We start from the raw sequence: 15,501 nt of genomic DNA, 5'->3' as shown, positions 1-15,501 counted from the left end.
CGGAGGCGAACATGGGATGGAGCGGCTCGACGCCGAGCCGCACCCCGTACCCGCGTGCGTACGGGGCGAGTTCGGCGAGCGCCTCACCGACCCGTCGCCGCGCCGCGTCCAAGTCCCGTTCGCCCGGCGGCAGTCCGCCGGAGACGAGGACGAGCACGGGCGCACCGAGGGTGGCGGCCTCCTCGATCGCTGCGCGGTTGTCGTCCAGGGCCCGGCGGCGCTCGAGCCCCTCGGGCACCGTGAAGAACCCTCCACGGCAGAGGGAGGTGACGGCGAGTCCGTGCTCGGCGAAGAGCCCGGCGGCGGCCTCCACGCCGTACCGCTGCACCGGCTCGCGCCACAGCCCGACCCCGCCGACGCCGTGCGCCGACGCCTCCTCCGCGAGACGGGGCAAGGAGAGTTGGGCGACGGTCTCCTGGTTGACCGAGAGCCGCGACAGGGCGTCCGCCGCGTTCACGCTCCCACCCCGCGCTCGGCGAGCACGTCCCGCATACGGGACTCGGCGCGCTCGGGGTCGGGGAAGAGCCCCAACTCGTCGGCGAGGCGGTAGGCACGGGCGAGATGCGGCGCGTCCCGGTGCCGTTCGGCGCCGTCGAGGAGCGCGAACCGCGCCTGATGCCCCGCGAGGTGGGCGAGGAGGGCGACTCCGGCCTTGTAGTGGCGGGTGGGCGCGGCGAAGAGATGGCGGGCGAGCGGCACCGTCGGGTCGAGTCTCGCGCGGAAGCCCGCGGTGTCGCCGGTGTCGAGGGTGCGTACGGCGTCGGCCGCGAGGGGGGCGAGGGGGCCGAAGACGCCGAGCAGGGCATGGCTGAAGCCGCGGCGGTCGCCGGCGATCAGTTCGGGGTAGTGGAAGTCGTCGCCCGTGTAGCAGCGGACGCCGTCGGGGAGGCGGCGCCGCAGCGCCACCTCGCGGCCGGCGTCGAGGAGGGAGACCTTGACGCCGTCCACCTTGTCGGGGTGGTCCTCGATCACCTCGAGGAAGACCTCGGCCGCCGCGTCGAGGTCGGTGCTGCCCCAGTACCCCTCCAACGCGGGGTCGAACATGGGGCCGAGCCAGTGGAGGATCACCGGTTCGCTCGCCTGCCGGAGGAGGTGGCCGTAGACCTCCAGGTACTCCTCCTCGCCCGCGGCCGTCGCCGCGAGCGCCCGGGAGGCCATCAGCACCGCCTGCGCCCCCGTCTCCTCGACGGCTTCGAGTTGCTCCTCGTAGGCGCCGCGCACCAGCCCGAGGCCTCCCGACTCCGCCTCGGCCACGGTGAGTTGGTCGGTCCCCGCGCCCGCGACGAGCCGCCCGCCGAGGGCACGCGCCTGCGCGGCGCTCCGCTTCGTCAGCTCGGCAGCCGCCGCCCACGACAGCCCCGCGCCGCGCTGTGCCGTGTCCATCGCCTCCGCCACGCCGAGCCCGCAGTCGAGGAGATGCCGCCGGAGGGAGAGCGTCGCCTCCCAGTCGATCCCGTACGGTTCCGACGCCGCGGGGACCACGTGCGCCGCGGCGAGGACCGCGCGCGACGCCGGGCGCCCGCCGCTCGGAGCGCGCACCGCCGGGTCGGGTTCCCCGCGCGGGGTGTACGCCACCAACTCGCCCGAGGCGTCGGGGAGTCGGATCACAGCGCCAGCTCCGGCACGTCGACGCGGCGTGCTTCACCCGCCGACTCCTCGGCGAGCTCGGCGAGTTGGACACCTCGGGCGCCGGCAAGGAGATCGGCCTCCCACGGGGCACCCTCCACCACGTGGCGGAGGAACTGCTGCCACTGCGCCTTGAATCCGTTGCCGAACTCGGCGTTCGCCGGCACTTCCTGCCACTGCTCGCGGAACCGCGACTCCTCCGGAAGATCGGGGTTCCACACGGGGCGCGGCGTCACGGCGCGATGCTGGATCCGGCAGCCGTGCAGCCCGGCGACGGCCGACCCTTCGACGCCGTCCACCTGCACCTCCAGCAGCTCGTCCCGGTGCACCCGTACCGCCCACGACGAGTTGAACTGCGCGACGACGCCGCCGTCGAGGCCGAAGACGGCGTAGGCGGCGTCGTCCGCGGTCGCCGCGTACCGCCGCCCCGACTCGTCGGTGCGGTGCGGCAGATGCGTCGCGGTGCGGGCCTGCACGGAGCGGACGGGCCCGAAGAGGCCGCGCAGGAGGTACTCCCAGTGCGGGAACATGTCGGCGACGATGCCGCCGCCGTCCTCCCTGCGGTAGTTCCACGAGGGACGCTGGGCCGGCTGCCAGTCGCCCTCGAAGACCCAGTAGCCGAAGTCTCCGCGCACGGAGAGCACTCGGCCGAAGAACCCGCCGTCGAGGAGCCGCTTCAGCTTCCGCAGCCCCGGCAGGTAGAGCTTGTCCTGCACGACGCCGTGCCGAACGCCCGACTCCTCGGCGAGACGGGCGAGTTCGAGCGCCTCGGCCGCGGTGCCGGCGGTCGGCTTCTCCGTGTAGACGTGCTTGCCCGCGGCCAGGGCGCGGCGTACGGCGTCGGCGCGGGCCGAGGTCGTCTGCGCGTCGAAGTAGACGTCGACCTCCGGGTCGGCGAGGACCGCGTCGAGGTCGGTGGAGACCGAATCCGGATCGAGTCCGTGCACGGCGGCGATCTCCCGCAGGGCCTCCGACCGGCGCCCGACGAGGACGAGTTCGGGCCACAGCAGCCGCCCGTCGGCGAGCCGCAGGCCGCCCTCGGCCCGCAGCGCGAGCAGCGAGCGGACGAGGTGCTGGTGGTATCCCATGCGGCCGGTGACGCCGTTGAGGGCGATCCGGAGGGCGGTGCGTTCCACGTCGTGCTCCCTCGGCAGGCCGGGCGGACGGCGGCGACGGGCACCCCGGCTCCGCGCCACAAGGTAACCGCGGCACGCACGGGGCAACAAGAGGACGTCACAGCGCTGCCGGCCCCTCCCGTCAAGGCCCGAACCCCCCAACACCGCACGTATCATGTCAAGTTCACGTACGGGACTTGTCGCAGGACACACTCATCTGATCGGCTGACCCGCATGCGACTCGCCTTCTCCACGCTCGGCATGCCCGGGCTCCCCCTCTCCGAGGTGGCCTCCCTCGTCGCCGGCGGTGGATTCCACGGCGTCGAGCTGCGCGTCCACCCGGAGGAGCCGGTCCACACCGGCCTGCGACTCACCCAACGGGTGGACGTGGTCGAGGAGTTCAAAGAGGCAGGCGTCGAGATCCTCGCCCTCGCCGGGTACGCGCACGTGGCCGAGGCAGGCGAGGACGAGCCCGTACTCGACGAGGTGCGCGCCCTCGCCGAACTCGCCAGGGACCTCGGCGCACGCGCGGTACGCGTCTTCCCCGGCGGCGGCGAGCAGTCGCGGGAGGAGGCCGACGCCACGGCTGCGCGCCGCCTCGCCAGGTGCGCCCCGCTCGCGGCCGACCTGGGTGTGCGCCTCCTCCTCGAGACCCACGACTCGCACGCCTCGGCCGCCGCTGCCGCGCGCGTCGCTGCCCGCGTCGACCACCCGTCCGTGGGCGTCCTCTGGGACGCCCTCCACACCTGGCGTGCGGGCGAGACCCCGGCCGATTCGTACACCGCGCTCCACGGCCACCTGGGCTACACGCAGGTGAAGGACGCGCCCTCCCGCGAGGACACGACACCGCTCCCGCCGGGCGAGGGCGCCGTCCCGCTCGACGAGGTGGTAAGCGCCGTCTGCGCCTCCGAACCTGCCGGCGAGTTCGGTACGGGGGCGTGGCTCTGCTGGGAGTACGAGAAGCGCTGGTTCCCCGAAGCCCCTTCGGCAGCACCCTTGTTGGCGGAGGTGGCCCGCCACCTCCGCGGGCTCCACGCCGCCGCCGTCGGGGAACCGCCCCTCACGGAAGCGTGAAACGTCCGCCTCCACGCCACGGGGGCCGGCCCCGCAGCGCGGAGCCGGCCCCTCAACACCGCCCGGAGGCGGGCCCGTTCAGGGACGGAGCGTCATGTGCCGCTCCTGCGGCTTGTCGAGCTGCTTGTCGTAGGGCGTCAACCGCTTGACGGAGGCGCCCGGTTCGACGTCGACGCCGCCCCACTTCATCAACGCGCGCGTCGCCGCGGCACGGTCGTCCTCGGCGAGCTTGGCGATGTTCGCACCGTGGTTCTGCCCGGGCGCCACGTACACGTGCGCGTCCTTGGCGCCCCTGCCGACCTCGAACGGCTCGGCGCTCCACGGGTCGTTCTCACCGTTGACGAAGAGCATCTCCGAGGAGCGGTGCTTCACCCAGCGGTCGATGTCGCGCATCGCCCTGCCGCCGTCGTACTCCATCGGGATGTCCCTCGGAACGTACGTGCGCGGGGTGTTGATGCCCGGGTACTTGCGCACGTCGTCGAGGAGCGGCTCCTCGTAGTCGGGCGAGCCGAGCTGCGTGCCCGCCTGGTGGTAGTACGGCGTGTACGGGAGCATGCCCTGGTCGGTGCCGGCGTCCCAGCCGCCGATCTCGTCGGCCCACTCGTAGAGCTCGTCGGTCGGCGCGTCCTTCGACGGCACGTCTCCGCACTCGTCGAGCAGGTGGTACTGCCAGAAGCCCCACACCAGGTCCTGCGCCACGATCTCGAAGGCGCGGTCGGCGTCGCCCGCCAGCTCGAAGGTGTAACCCTCGTCCTTCGCCCACTTCTCCAGGCGGGAGACCATCTCGTCGCGGCGGTCGAAGAGCTCGTGCTGGACGCCGTTGAGCCGGTCGCGGCACTCCTGGGTGCCCACGTTCGCGAAGAAGTCGTAGTACGCGGAGTCCTCGTCGTTCTCCACGTCGTTGGGCGCGACGTAGGCGACCGTGCCGTCCATGTCCTGCGGGTAGAAGCGGCGGTAGTAGGTGGCCGTCATGCCGCCCTTCGAGCCGCCCGTGGAGATCCAGTTGGCGCCGTAGATGCGGTTGAGCGCCTTGAAGATGCGGTGCTGATCGCTGGCGGCCTGCCAGATGTCGAGCTTCGACCAGTCGGCCGGCTCGGGACGCGAAGGCTCGAAGAACCGGTACTCCATCGAGACCTGGTTGCCGTCGAGCATCTGCGTCGGCTCGCTCCTGCTCGGGTCCGTGCTGAGGCCGTATCCCGAGGTGAAGAAGACCATCGGGCGGTCCTCGCCCTTGTGCAGGACGGAGATCCGCTGAGTGAAGGTGCCCTTGCGCGGATGCCGGTGATCGACCGGCTGCTCGAACCCGAGGACGAAGAACCGGTACCCGTCGACCGGCTTCTCCTCGATGAGACTCATCCCCGGCACCGCGAGTATGCGGTCCTTGATATCGGTGCGCGCCTCCGTGGCCGCGCCCGCCGGAGCACCGCCGAGCCCGACGGCGCCTATGAGCACCACGAGCGACAGCACCCATCTGAGCGTCTTCCGCATTCGCCCTCCCCTGGGGTCGATTGGGTCAGCGCGAACCTATCCCTGCGGGGGCGGGGCCGCCAGGGCTAGTGTGACTGTTGGGCCATGCGGCTCAGGCGACAGCCGGGCAACCGTCCCGTCGGAGGCTGCGGCAAAATCACGACTCCGGCCGACCGCCGGCTCAGTCCGGGCGCGCACGTGCGCTGTCGAGGCGGCAGCTCGTCGGGCGCGGCGGAGGATCAGCCAGGAACGCGTGGCTGGGCGTGGCAGCGGTGCCCTCCTATCGGCTCGGGAGGACACCGCGTCAGCGTGTGGCCCTCAGCCGAAGAGGAGGGTGGGCTCGGCGAGGATGTCGCGGCCGTGTTCGCTCTTGTAGATGAGGTCGACGCTGCCGAAGCGCGCTTCGGTGTAATCGAGTCCGAGGTCGGCGGCGGCTTTGCGTACGGCTTCTTCGGAGGTGCTTTCGATCTCCAGGAAGGTGGGGAGGTCGGGCCAGGTGTCGAGGTCGTAGGTGACGCCGTCGAGCTGCCATTCCTCGCGGTAGTTCTGCTGGTATCGCACCTGTCGGAGGCCGAGGGCGATCAGCAGCTCGGTTGTCTTGGTGAGGTCGTCGACCTGGATCTCGATCTCGGTGGTGCCGTGGATGTTGCTGGCGTCGGTGACCTGTTTGAGGGTGAGGGTGGTCTTGCCGCCTTCGTTGCGCAGGCGGAGCCACTGCTCGCCCTGGACGGCGTCGTTCTCGAAGATCAGGCGGGTGAAGAGGGTTCGGGGAAAGGCGAGTTCGGCTCCCTTGGTGCGGAGCTGGTCGCGGACGGCATCGGTGTCGACGGTGAGGAACTTGGCTTCGTACTCGTGCTCGGCCATGACTCTCCTTCTGTTCTCTCGGGGGTGGGTTCAGGTGGTCAGGTCGTGGTGGTCCTGTTCGCGTATTCGTCTGACTTCGCCGCACAGGTCGCTGGTGACGAACTCTTCCACGGGCAGGCACAGGTCCATCCGCTGAATGCATACGCCGACGTGGAAGGTGCCGTCGGTGTCGCGGTAGAGGCGGACACCGTAGTAACCCTCCTCGCAGTCAACGGAGTTGTTGAACCGACAGCCGGTGCAAGTGTCGGGGAGGCGGAGGGGGCGTATGTGTTTCACAACGAGCGGGCGCCCGTCGGGGAGCCGGTAGCGGATGCGGAATCCGGACGTTCCGGCGATCAACCGAACCTCCGCTGGCGCGGCACCAACCTCCTCCAGGAGCTGGTCTATCGCGTCCAGTGAGGCCTCTCCGTCGGCGAGGGAAGAGAGGACGCGGACGGACAGTTGCGGGGAGTAGCGCTCCAGCAGGCGGCGTACGCGGTCGATGTGGTCGGCGTCGGGGAGGACGACGTTGGCGCGGGTTCCGAGGTCCATGTTTAGCGAGACTTGGAGGGACTTCTCCAGGGCTGCGATCTTGCGGGCGGCCAGGTGTGGGGAGCGCAGGCGTGTGGCCTGTACTTGGGCGAGTTCTTCCGGGGTGGTGCCGAAGATGGAGAAGTTGACGTGACCCAGGCCGGCTTCGGCACACGTCGGAAGGGCGCGGGCGCCGTTCTCACCGTTGGATGTCACGCTCACCCGGTACCCGGCCTGGCGCGCGAGCCGGACGAGCTGTGGGAGCTCGGGGTGGAGTGTGGGTTCGCCGCCGGTGAGGTGGACTTCGTCGAATCCCAGGGCGTCGCGCAGCTGTGAGAGAGCCGCGGCGAAGGCGGGGTCGGGGTGGATGGGTGCGCTGAGGAAGCGGGCGCCGTTGCCGGCGAGGTAGAGAGAGGTGCGCCCGGAGGGGCCGGTGCCGGTGAAGGGGCGTCCGGGGCGGTTGTCGGCGCTGACGGGGGTGCCTTCGTTGTGACAGAAGGTGCAGGTCATGCCACAGGCGTCGATGACCTTCACCCGTAAGGTCCGGTCAACCGAGACTCGCACGGGTACGGCAGCGTCGAGGCGTTTGAGGGCGCGGTGCTCAAGCATGGGAACGCGACTCCTTCAAATGGGAGGCGTGAGCCCCGCCCTCGCCGAAGCAGCTACGCCGTGGGGGAACGGGTCGAGCGCAGGCGAGGGCGGGAGCAGAGGGGCGGGCAGCGACACCCGCCGTTCAGTGCTGCTGTGCAGCGGCCGCATCGGGTGATGCGAGGTCCGGACTGGACGCGATGGGCCCAGCGGAGAGGGCGTGCTGTGCGCTGTTGTCGGGCACGAGCAGCGACAGAAGCGCGATGCACGTCAGCGAGCCCAGGGCCCACACCGTGCCGAGGACTGCACCGAGCGGATCACCAGTGGTCATCGACTGCTTGGCACGACCGGAGAGGCTGTGGGCGGAATGCCGGGTGGCTAGGAGGTTCACGAAGCCTCCAGGGGACGGCAGTCACGCGCTCCCGCGGCCTGGAGGGAGGAGCGCAACAGGCGGGCAGGGGTGAGGAAGCGCGAGTCACCCGGCGCGATGTGCCAGTGGGGGCCTGGCCCCTGCTGCCGCTGCTGCGGAGGCACCACCAAGTGCTGACCCATGCCGAGGGCCGTGGTTCCCGGGAGGTTCCACTCGGGGGCGGTGCCGCAGGGAACGAACCAGTAGAGGACGGATTTGCGTGGGTCGTCGATCACCACCCCGCAGTCTTCACGCATGAAGGACAGCGCCCGCATGCCGAGCCTGCGCTCGGCGCAGATCGCATCCCAGGCATAGCCGGCTGCTTGCAGTTCGTAGCCGGCGATGGTCGACAGTGTGGGTGGTCGTGACAGCTGCGGATGCATGGCGGTTTCGCGCCTCCTCGATCGTTGCGGTGTCGAGCGAAGAGGCCATCCTGAGCTCACCTTGTTGCGCATTCGAGGACTTGTAGAGGTCGCCAACCGGCCACTGAGAGGACTTACTTGTGATCCAAAGGCGGTATGGCGCCTGGGAGTAGGACGTTCGTGAGAACCTCAGGGAAGGTTCGGTCACGGAGGTGAGGCATGTCCCGTCCAGCAGGCAACACGCGTCTGAAGTCCGCACGGGTGGCGGCCGGTTACAACTCGCAGCAGGAACTCGCCGACGCCGTCACACAGGCAGCGGGCCAACTCGGCATACGAGGGCTGGCGGTTGGCGTGCGGCAGGTGCGGCGCTGGGAGTCGGCCGAGCCACCCTGGCCACAGCCCGACGTCCGCCGCGTGCTGACCCATCTGCTCGGGCAGAACATGGACGAACTCGGCTTCGCCGCTCCCTGGGGCAGCACCAGCGCAAGCAGCAGCACGCCGTCACGCGTGACGCCCGCGCCGGGACTGGGGACCGTGCCCGCCCAGAGCGTCACCACCACACAACCGGCCAGCGCCGTGCGGAGTTTCGAATCCGTCACGCAGGCGCACCGGCACCTGTACTGGTCCGTTGCCCCCGCCACGCTTCACCCCGCCGCGTTGGAACATGCCCGTCTCGGGTGCGCCCTCCTGCCCGAGACTGCCGGCCCCTCCCGGCAGGCGCTCGCTGCAGCAGTCGCGGAGTCCTTCCTGCTGTCGGGCCGCATCGAGTTCTTCGACTTGCGCCAACCCGACCGCGCCGAAGAAACCCTCCTGCGCGCCCTCCAGGCAGCGGGCGAGGCCGACGACGCCCTCATGGGTGCGGCAGTCCTCGCCCACACTGCGTTCATCCCCGGCTGGACGGACGACCGCGACGGCGCCGCGGAACGCATGGTCGCCGCCCGCGCCTATGCCCGCCGCAGCCCCGCCTCCGCCGAACTGTGGGCCTGGCTGGACGCGGTGGAAGCCGAATGCGAAACCCGCTGCGGCCACACCCGTTCTGCCCTCAAGCTCATCCACCACGCCGAAGAAACCCTCGCCGATGGTAACGATCATCCCACCCCCGACTGGATGGACTGGTTCAGCCCCGCACGCCTCGCCGCGTTCAAGGGCAACACCCAGCTCATCGCCGGTCACCTCCCCCAGGCCCGGGAAACCCTCCACCAGGCCCTCGACAATCTTCCCGAAGCCTCCGCCAAACAACGCACCGTGCTCCTCGGCGACTTGGCTGCCGTCGAGGCCGCAGCCGACAACCCCGATGAGGCCTGCCGGTACGCGCGCGAGGCCCTCGACCAGCTCGCCCGCACCTGGTACGCCACCGGCATGGAACGCGTCCGCGAGGTCCGCCGCACCCTCGCCCCCTGGCAGGGCGAACAGTGCGTCCGCGAGCTGGACGACCGCCTCTACGACTGGGGAACCACCGTCAGCGCTCTGCAGCGTTGAAGGACGCCACACGCTCCGGAAGCTCGGCCAGCGCATCGATCCGCATCGTCGCGACAGTGTCGGCTTCCGGATCGTGCTGCTGAATCGTCCCCCACGGCCCCCTCCGCACCAGCGCCGTCAGCAGCCCGGCCTCGGCCGCGGGGCGGATGTCGTTGTCCAGCCGGTCACCCACGTACAAGATCTCGTGAGCCTCGGCGGGCGTGGCCTCGATGACGTGCTCGAAGAACTTGACATCCGGCTTCGACGCACCCCAGTCATCACTCGTCGCCACCATGTCCGTTGGCAGCGCGAGCCCCCGCAGCAGCCCGCCGGCCCGAACGGTCTGATTCCCCGCGATCCCGACCCACAGCCCCGCCTCACGCAACGCACTCAGGGACGGCCGCACGTCCGCGTACAGATCGTCCTCACCGAACCACTCAGGCTTCCCGGCCGCCGCCCGCTTCTCCCGCTCCTCCGAGAGATCGAACCCGGGCCGGAACATCTGGAACGTCTCGCGATAGTCCCGCCCCTGCGCGATGACCGCACCGAACATCGCCGCGTACGTATGCCGAGGCACCCCCAACCAGTCCGCCCACGCCCCGTACTCCCGCGTCTCATCCACCAGACACTCACCGACATCGAACACCACAGCACGAATCATGGTGCGGATCGTAGGACACGACTTGTGTTACACAGTGCCTACCCTCTGTGGATAGACGTGAGCTGACGGAGGTGGGAGGGATACTGTCCCCACGTGACGACTATGGCGCGAACCAGCACTGAAGACCTATCCCTCCCTGAGTCTCTGCAGGAGGCTGTTGAACACGGCGAGGTTTTCACACGTGCTTGGATCGTCGAGCTCATCCTCGACCTCCTCGGGTACACCGCCGACAGGGACCTGTGCACTCTGAAGCTCGTGGAGCCGGCCTGTGGCAGTGGTGCGTTCCTGGCAGTCGTCGCCTCACGGATCACTGAGTCATGCCGAGTGCACGAGCGCCCGGTCTCAGACGCGGTTAATGCCGTACGCGCTTACGACCTGCTGGACCGCAATGTGGAGCAGAGCCGATTTCTGGTCGCGGAGAGGCTGCGGCAAGAGGGCTGGGCTGACATGGACGCGAATGACATTGCTGCAGAGTGGGTGAAGCAAGGGGACTATCTGCTTCAGTCGAACGACGAGCATCGTGCCGACTACGTCGTCGGCAACCCCCCGTACATCCGGCTTGAAGACGTGCCTGACGACCGGATGGCGGCCTACCGAAGTGCCTGCGCCACGATGGGCGGTCGGGCCGACATCTACGTCGGCTTCTACGAGGTCGCGCTCAGGAGCCTCAACCCTGAGGGGAAGCTGGGGTTCATCTGCGCAGACCGCTGGATGCGGAATCAATATGGTCGTCGGCTGCGCACGATGGTGACGAACCACTTCAGCATGGACCTCGCTCTGGTGATGCACGACGTGGATGCCTTCGATGATCAGGTTTCGGCCTACCCTGCGATCACGCTCATCTCGAACAAGGAACAGGGCGAGGCCGTGGCAGCAGACGCCAAGCGATCGTTTGGGGCCCGGCAAGCCCGAGACTTCGTCGCTTGGTGCATGGCCAACGGGCCCACATCATTCACCACGCCTGCAGTCGAAGCAGCGCGCATGCCTCAGTGGTTCCCTGGGGAAAACTCCTGGCCGGCCGCATCGCCAGCAAGACTGGCCGTGCTTGAAGACATGACTGAGCGCTTCCGGCTGCTGGAGGACACTCAGACCGGGACTAAAGTGGGGATCGGTATCGCGACCGGTGCTGACAAGGTCTTCCTCACGAAGGATGAGGACTTGGTCGAGGAGGACCGGCTGCTGCCTATGGCAATGGTCCGCGACACCATCAGCGGCACCCTCAACTGGGAGGGCACGCGTCTGGTCAACCCGTGGACGGCCAGCGGTGACCTGGTCGACCTCGCCGAGTACCCCCGCCTGGCTGCGTACTTCGAGAAGCATGGGGAAGCTCTGCGTAAGCGGTACGTCGCGGTGAAGCAGCCCGAGCGTTGGTACAAGACCATTGACAAGGTTGACCACCAACTCACCCGCCGGCACAAGCTGTTGTTTCCAGACATGAAGTTGCGGATGCATCCAGTCCTCGATGAAGGCGGCCTGTACCCTCATCACAACCTGTACTTCATCGTCTCGGATGTCTGGGACATGCGCGTACTTGGTGGCCTGCTGCTGTCCAGGGTCGCGGAGGCGTTCGTGGAGGCATACGCGGTCAAGATGCGCGGGGGGACCCTCCGCTTCCAAGCCCAGTACCTCCGCAAGATCCGTGTGCCTGACCCGGAAGCGATCAGTGCGAGCGATCAAGCCGCTCTGGCAGATGCCTTCGACAAGCGAGACGTGGAGGCTGCCACCGAGGCTGCGTTGCGTGTCTATGGGCTTGCCGAGCTGCCCGACTAGGAGGAGCGGAACTTGACGGTCACCCGCCAAGACTTCGAGGATGCTGTTGCTCAGTACTGGGGAGCGAGGTCGACGCAGAACGATCTATCAGCCATCAAGGATGCTGTGGGCGCTGGCACTGCAGGATCTGTCCGTGGTGGCAAGCACTTCGACGGCATCGCTGGCCTGATCGCCAAGTTTTTCCTGGACGCTGGGTACCCCAAGGAATCGATCCGCGTGGACAAGAACCTCGAACTTCCGGGGTACTACCGGCCGTTGAAGAAGTGGGACATAGTCGTCGCGCACAAGGGGACCCTGGTCGCAGCGTTCGAGCTCAAGGCACTCGGCGGCCCGTCCTTCGGCAACAACTACAACAATCGGGTCGAGGAAGCCCTGGGAAGCGCGGTCGACCTGCGGCGTGCCGCTCTTGCCGAGCTCTATCCCGGTTCGCAGCCCTGGCTCGGATACTTCTTCATCATGGAGGATCACCCTAAGTCCAGGAGTGCGGTCCGTCTCGCCTCAAAGCTGGCGTTCCCCCCAGAGGCCATCTGGCAGGGCACGTCCTACCAAGACCGCTTCGCCATCTTCTGTAAAAGACTGATGGATGAGAGGCTCTACGACACGGCCTGCTACATCACCTCTTCCAAGGCAGATACCAGCCCGGGAGAGCCTGAGGAATCCCTGGACTGGCGTCACTTTTCCGCTGCGATCACCGGTCGGCTGGCTGAGCTGAAGGCTTTGAGTATCCCGTAGGTCCGCTCCGTTCCTGGAAACTGCCCCCTGGCGAACTGATGAGCCGGCGACTGGAGGGCAGATGCCATCCCGAGCGGCGCATGTTCGGCCACGCTCAACGCCTGGCAGGCGATGCGGGGTTGGCTGTCATGATGCGTTCGCCTGATGAATGGCGTGAGCGCCTGCGACCATGTGCACATGTCGACGCCTGGGATGCCACTCCAAGCTGCACTCATCCCCGACTGCACCAATTCGGAAGCCCACCATGCGGCCTATAGAAGTGCCAAGACCAATGACGCGATCTTTGTGTGCATCGCTCGCCAGGGGCCGCGTTGGAAGGTGCAACTTGACGCCATGGCCAGCAGCAAGCCCATCCTCCCGGACCAAGCAGTGACAGCCTTGCAGTCTGCGGCTGAAGCGCTGGTACGTGCTGGCACTGTGACGAACGCGAGCGTTGGGGCTGACTACATCTCCATGTGGCCGATCGAGAGTGAGGAGAAGGCACGTGAGATCGCGGCCGCGTTCCATGCCGCTCTGTATGGTCTCCAGCAGCTACACATCGTTGTTCCGAGCCAGCACGGGAGGGCCTAGCCTCCGAGACCCAGGTGCTCCGCGACCAGGCGGTTGCTCAGGTCTCACGTGCAGTCTCGGTCACCGCGTCCGTAGCCGTCCACAAGCGTCCCTGCTCTCGATCAATGCCGTTTTGATCGGCTACCCAGGGGAGGCAGTGAAGGGGGCGTGACCCGCTTGATGCCACGCCTACAGTGTCTCCGGTGAGACCACACGGCTCCCCGAGGCGTCCAGCGTCTCCACGAGCGTCGTCAACGCACGGCTCAGTTTCCTGGTCTGGGTGCCGAAGACCGGGACTGTCAGCTTCGCTTCGGGGACTCCGATGACGAGCACTTCGCCGCCCTTGCCTGCACCGGGGCCGTAGTCGGGCATCCTTGCCTGGTTGAGCCGGGGGTGCGTGGCATCGTCGGACACGTCCGAGGGGACGCGGCCTGCCCAGCCCGCGCGCCGGGCGTTCTGGTGCGCCGACGTCTCGACAGCGTAGTCGTGCAAGTGCACGGTGTAGCACCCTCGTTGCTTTTCCGCAGGCTGTCTCGGTTCGCGTTGTAGGCGCAGGCTCATCCCACCACTTAGCGGCACCCGCGGAAGAGCATACTCCCCCCATGACCCACACCTCCCCCGCCCAGCCCTTGGCCGTCGGGCCGCTCGGGATTCGGCTTCTCTCCTTCGTGCACGACGGCCTGGAGGACCGGCGGTTCGACGACGCGCCGCTCGCCTACGTCGTCACGGCGCTCTTCCACCGCGAGCGGTTCCTCCTCGTCCATGTGGTGAGCCGGGACTGCTGGGAACTGCCCGGCGGCGGGATCGAGCCGGGGGAACCGGCCCGGGACGCGGCCGCGCGCGAACTGTGGGAAGAGTCGGGACAGTTGGTGGACGCCGATGGCATGCGGTTCGTCGGGTACGCGCGGACGATGCTCGGGACGCCCGACAACGTGCGCTACGGCGCCCTCTACACCGCGGGGACGGACGCTCCGCAGCCCTTCGTGCCCAACTCCGAGACGTCGGCGATGCACTGGTACGTCGAGGACCGTCCGCCGCCCGGTGGCGTCTTGCAGACCTGCGACACCCACCTGGGCGCACTCTGCCGCGAGTGCCCCGCTCCGTAGGGCCGAAGGCCCGACGTCGCAGTTGGGCTCTCCAAGCACAGGCGTCCCGCGGCGTAGTGACTGAGGGCGCCCCACACCTCTCCTCGCTGCCTGTGTCTCGGGAACGGACGTCGCGCACGGACCGCGCCGAACCCGTCACACGAAGCAACCCCTGCATCGGAGCCGCGCCCGCTCCGTCGACGAACTCCCGTGCTCGACACGGAAGTTGGCCACGCGGCAGCAGATCCTTGAGCCGCTTTTGCCAACCCCGCCCCAACTGGCCACGGTCCGGCCATACTTGGATCTTCACCACTCCCCCACGCCCACCGGCCGCACCACACGCCGACCCGACGACGCCCGGAGGCCCGATGTCCGACCACCCGCACGAGACGATCGACACCTCGCGTCCGCACCCGGCCCGCATGTACGACTACTACCTCGGCGGCAAGGACTGGTTCGAGGCGGACCGCAGGATGGCCGAGGAGGTGGTCAGCGGTTTCCCCGCGGTACGCACGTGGGCGAGGGCCAACCGGCAGTTCATGCACCGGGCGACGCGCGCGCTCGCCCGCGAGGAGGGCGTCCGCCAGTTCCTCGACCTCGGCACCGGCATCCCGACCAAGCCCAACCTCCACCAGATCGCGCAGGCCGAGGCGCCCGAGTCCCGCGTCGTCTACGTCGACAACGACCCGCTCGTCATCGAGTACGCCGACGCACTGCTCCGCGGCACCCCGCAGGGCCGCACCACCTACCTGGAAGCCGACGTCCGCACGCACGACCTGCTCGCCGACCCCAGCGTCACCGACACCCTCGACCTGGACCGGCCCGTCGCGCTGAGCCTCGTGGCGCTGATGCACTTCATGCCCGACGAGGAAGAACCGTACGAGTTGGTCCGCCGCCTCCTCGACCGGCTCGCCCCCGGCAGCTTCCTCGTCCTCTCCCACGCCACGGCGGACTTCGGTGACAACGCCAGACAGGTGCGCGAGATGTACGAGGGGCGGGGCATCAGCGGCCGCCTCCGCTCGGGCGAGGAGGTGGCAGGCTTCTTCGACGGGCTCGACCTCCTCGACCCCGGCCTCGTCGTCGGCCACCGTTGGCGCCCGGACGAGGAGCCCCGACTCCCGGACGCAGAGGTCGGCTTCTACGCCGGCGTCGCCCGCAAGCCCTGACGCCCGTACCGGACACAGGAGTTCACCCGATGGACAACCCGGCACACGGGACGAGACCGCACACG

Annotated in this window: 17 protein-coding genes; 7 read left to right on the top strand and 10 right to left on the bottom strand. The window is 68.7% G+C overall.

Going from position 1 to position 15,501, the window contains the following annotated elements:
• From UWG_RS0118200 to UWG_RS0118190, 3 genes are all read right to left on the bottom strand, one after another.
• Window positions 1–457 (bottom strand): sugar phosphate isomerase/epimerase family protein (locus UWG_RS0118200; protein WP_016908647.1); only part of this gene is annotated, 457 nt, incomplete at its 3' end.
• Window positions 454–1,608, bottom strand: a complete 1,155-nt coding sequence (locus UWG_RS0118195; RefSeq protein ID WP_016908646.1) for a DUF993 family protein — start codon at window positions 1,606–1,608, stop codon at window positions 454–456. The genes UWG_RS0118200 and UWG_RS0118195, both read right to left, overlap by 4 nt.
• Window positions 1,605–2,714: a Gfo/Idh/MocA family protein gene (locus tag UWG_RS0118190; RefSeq protein WP_420235633.1), complete on the bottom strand. Its 1,110-nt coding sequence runs from the start codon at window positions 2,712–2,714 to the stop codon at window positions 1,605–1,607. The genes UWG_RS0118195 and UWG_RS0118190 overlap by 4 nt, the downstream gene beginning before the upstream one ends.
• Before the next feature lie 261 nt (window positions 2,715–2,975).
• Here UWG_RS0118190 and UWG_RS0118185 point away from each other — a divergent pair, with 261 nt between their 5' ends.
• A complete protein-coding gene (locus UWG_RS0118185) occupies window positions 2,976–3,815 on the top strand; it encodes a sugar phosphate isomerase/epimerase family protein (protein ID WP_016908644.1) in 840 nt (279 codons plus the stop codon).
• Window positions 3,816–3,893: 78 nt separating this feature from the next.
• Here UWG_RS0118185 and UWG_RS0118180 read toward each other — a convergent pair whose 3' ends face one another.
• From UWG_RS0118180 to UWG_RS30390, 5 genes are all read right to left on the bottom strand, one after another.
• Entirely contained in the window at window positions 3,894–5,303 is a 1,410-nt protein-coding gene (locus UWG_RS0118180) for a S28 family serine protease (RefSeq protein ID WP_016908643.1), read from the bottom strand.
• A gap of 297 nt (window positions 5,304–5,600) precedes the next feature.
• Window positions 5,601–6,146 carry a class IV adenylate cyclase gene (locus tag UWG_RS0118175; protein ID WP_016908642.1) on the bottom strand — a complete coding sequence of 182 codons (546 nt, stop codon included), beginning with the start codon at window positions 6,144–6,146 and terminating at the stop codon, window positions 5,601–5,603.
• A gap of 30 nt (window positions 6,147–6,176) precedes the next feature.
• Complete coding sequence (locus tag UWG_RS0118170) at window positions 6,177–7,265, bottom strand: radical SAM protein (RefSeq protein ID WP_016908641.1); 1,089 nt, start codon at window positions 7,263–7,265, stop codon at window positions 6,177–6,179.
• Window positions 7,266–7,389: 124 nt separating this feature from the next.
• Entirely contained in the window at window positions 7,390–7,635 is a 246-nt protein-coding gene (locus tag UWG_RS0118165; RefSeq protein ID WP_016908640.1) for a hypothetical protein, read from the bottom strand.
• Window positions 7,632–8,036, bottom strand: coding sequence for a hypothetical protein (locus tag UWG_RS30390; protein WP_016908639.1), 405 nt, complete (start codon window positions 8,034–8,036; stop codon window positions 7,632–7,634). Before UWG_RS30390 ends, UWG_RS0118165 begins: the two co-directional genes overlap by 4 nt.
• 198 nt (window positions 8,037–8,234) lie before the next feature.
• On the opposite strand from UWG_RS30390, the gene UWG_RS0118155 reads away from it, so the two are divergent.
• On the top strand, window positions 8,235–9,494 hold the full coding sequence (locus tag UWG_RS0118155) for an NsdA family TPR-like regulatory protein (RefSeq protein WP_016908638.1): 1,260 nt from the start codon (window positions 8,235–8,237) through the stop codon (window positions 9,492–9,494).
• On the opposite strand, the gene UWG_RS0118150 is transcribed toward UWG_RS0118155, so the two are convergent.
• Window positions 9,475–10,134 (bottom strand): HAD family hydrolase, encoded by a 660-nt coding sequence (locus UWG_RS0118150; protein WP_016908637.1) that lies wholly within the window; start codon window positions 10,132–10,134, stop codon window positions 9,475–9,477. The genes UWG_RS0118155 and UWG_RS0118150 overlap by 20 nt on opposite strands.
• A 102-nt stretch (window positions 10,135–10,236) precedes the next feature.
• Here UWG_RS0118150 and UWG_RS0118145 point away from each other — a divergent pair, with 102 nt between their 5' ends.
• From UWG_RS0118145 to UWG_RS0118135, 3 genes are all read left to right on the top strand, one after another.
• Complete coding sequence (locus tag UWG_RS0118145) at window positions 10,237–11,904, top strand: Eco57I restriction-modification methylase domain-containing protein (RefSeq protein ID WP_016908636.1); 1,668 nt, start codon at window positions 10,237–10,239, stop codon at window positions 11,902–11,904.
• A gap of 12 nt (window positions 11,905–11,916) precedes the next feature.
• A complete protein-coding gene (locus UWG_RS0118140) occupies window positions 11,917–12,636 on the top strand; it encodes a PaeR7I family type II restriction endonuclease (RefSeq protein WP_016908635.1) in 720 nt (239 codons plus the stop codon).
• Between the two features lie 333 nt (window positions 12,637–12,969).
• Window positions 12,970–13,206, top strand: coding sequence for a hypothetical protein (locus UWG_RS0118135; RefSeq protein ID WP_016908634.1), 237 nt, complete (start codon window positions 12,970–12,972; stop codon window positions 13,204–13,206).
• Between the two features lie 168 nt (window positions 13,207–13,374).
• Here UWG_RS0118135 and UWG_RS31755 read toward each other — a convergent pair whose 3' ends face one another.
• Entirely contained in the window at window positions 13,375–13,677 is a 303-nt protein-coding gene (locus UWG_RS31755; RefSeq protein WP_157838569.1) for a hypothetical protein, read from the bottom strand.
• A gap of 110 nt (window positions 13,678–13,787) precedes the next feature.
• On the opposite strand from UWG_RS31755, the gene UWG_RS0118125 reads away from it, so the two are divergent.
• Both UWG_RS0118125 and UWG_RS0118120 read left to right on the top strand, forming a co-directional pair.
• Entirely contained in the window at window positions 13,788–14,291 is a 504-nt protein-coding gene (locus tag UWG_RS0118125) for an NUDIX domain-containing protein (protein WP_016908632.1), read from the top strand.
• A 347-nt stretch (window positions 14,292–14,638) separates the two neighbouring features.
• Window positions 14,639–15,436 (top strand): SAM-dependent methyltransferase, encoded by a 798-nt coding sequence (locus tag UWG_RS0118120; protein WP_016908631.1) that lies wholly within the window; start codon window positions 14,639–14,641, stop codon window positions 15,434–15,436.
• The last annotated feature ends 65 nt before the right edge of the window (window positions 15,437–15,501 follow it).

This window comes from Streptomyces xiaopingdaonensis (genome assembly GCF_000262345.1).
GTDB lineage: Bacteria > Actinomycetota > Actinomycetes > Streptomycetales > Streptomycetaceae > Streptomyces > Streptomyces xiaopingdaonensis.
The sequence above is the reverse complement of the archived record's forward strand: the minus strand, read 5'-3'. Positions and strand labels throughout refer to the sequence as shown.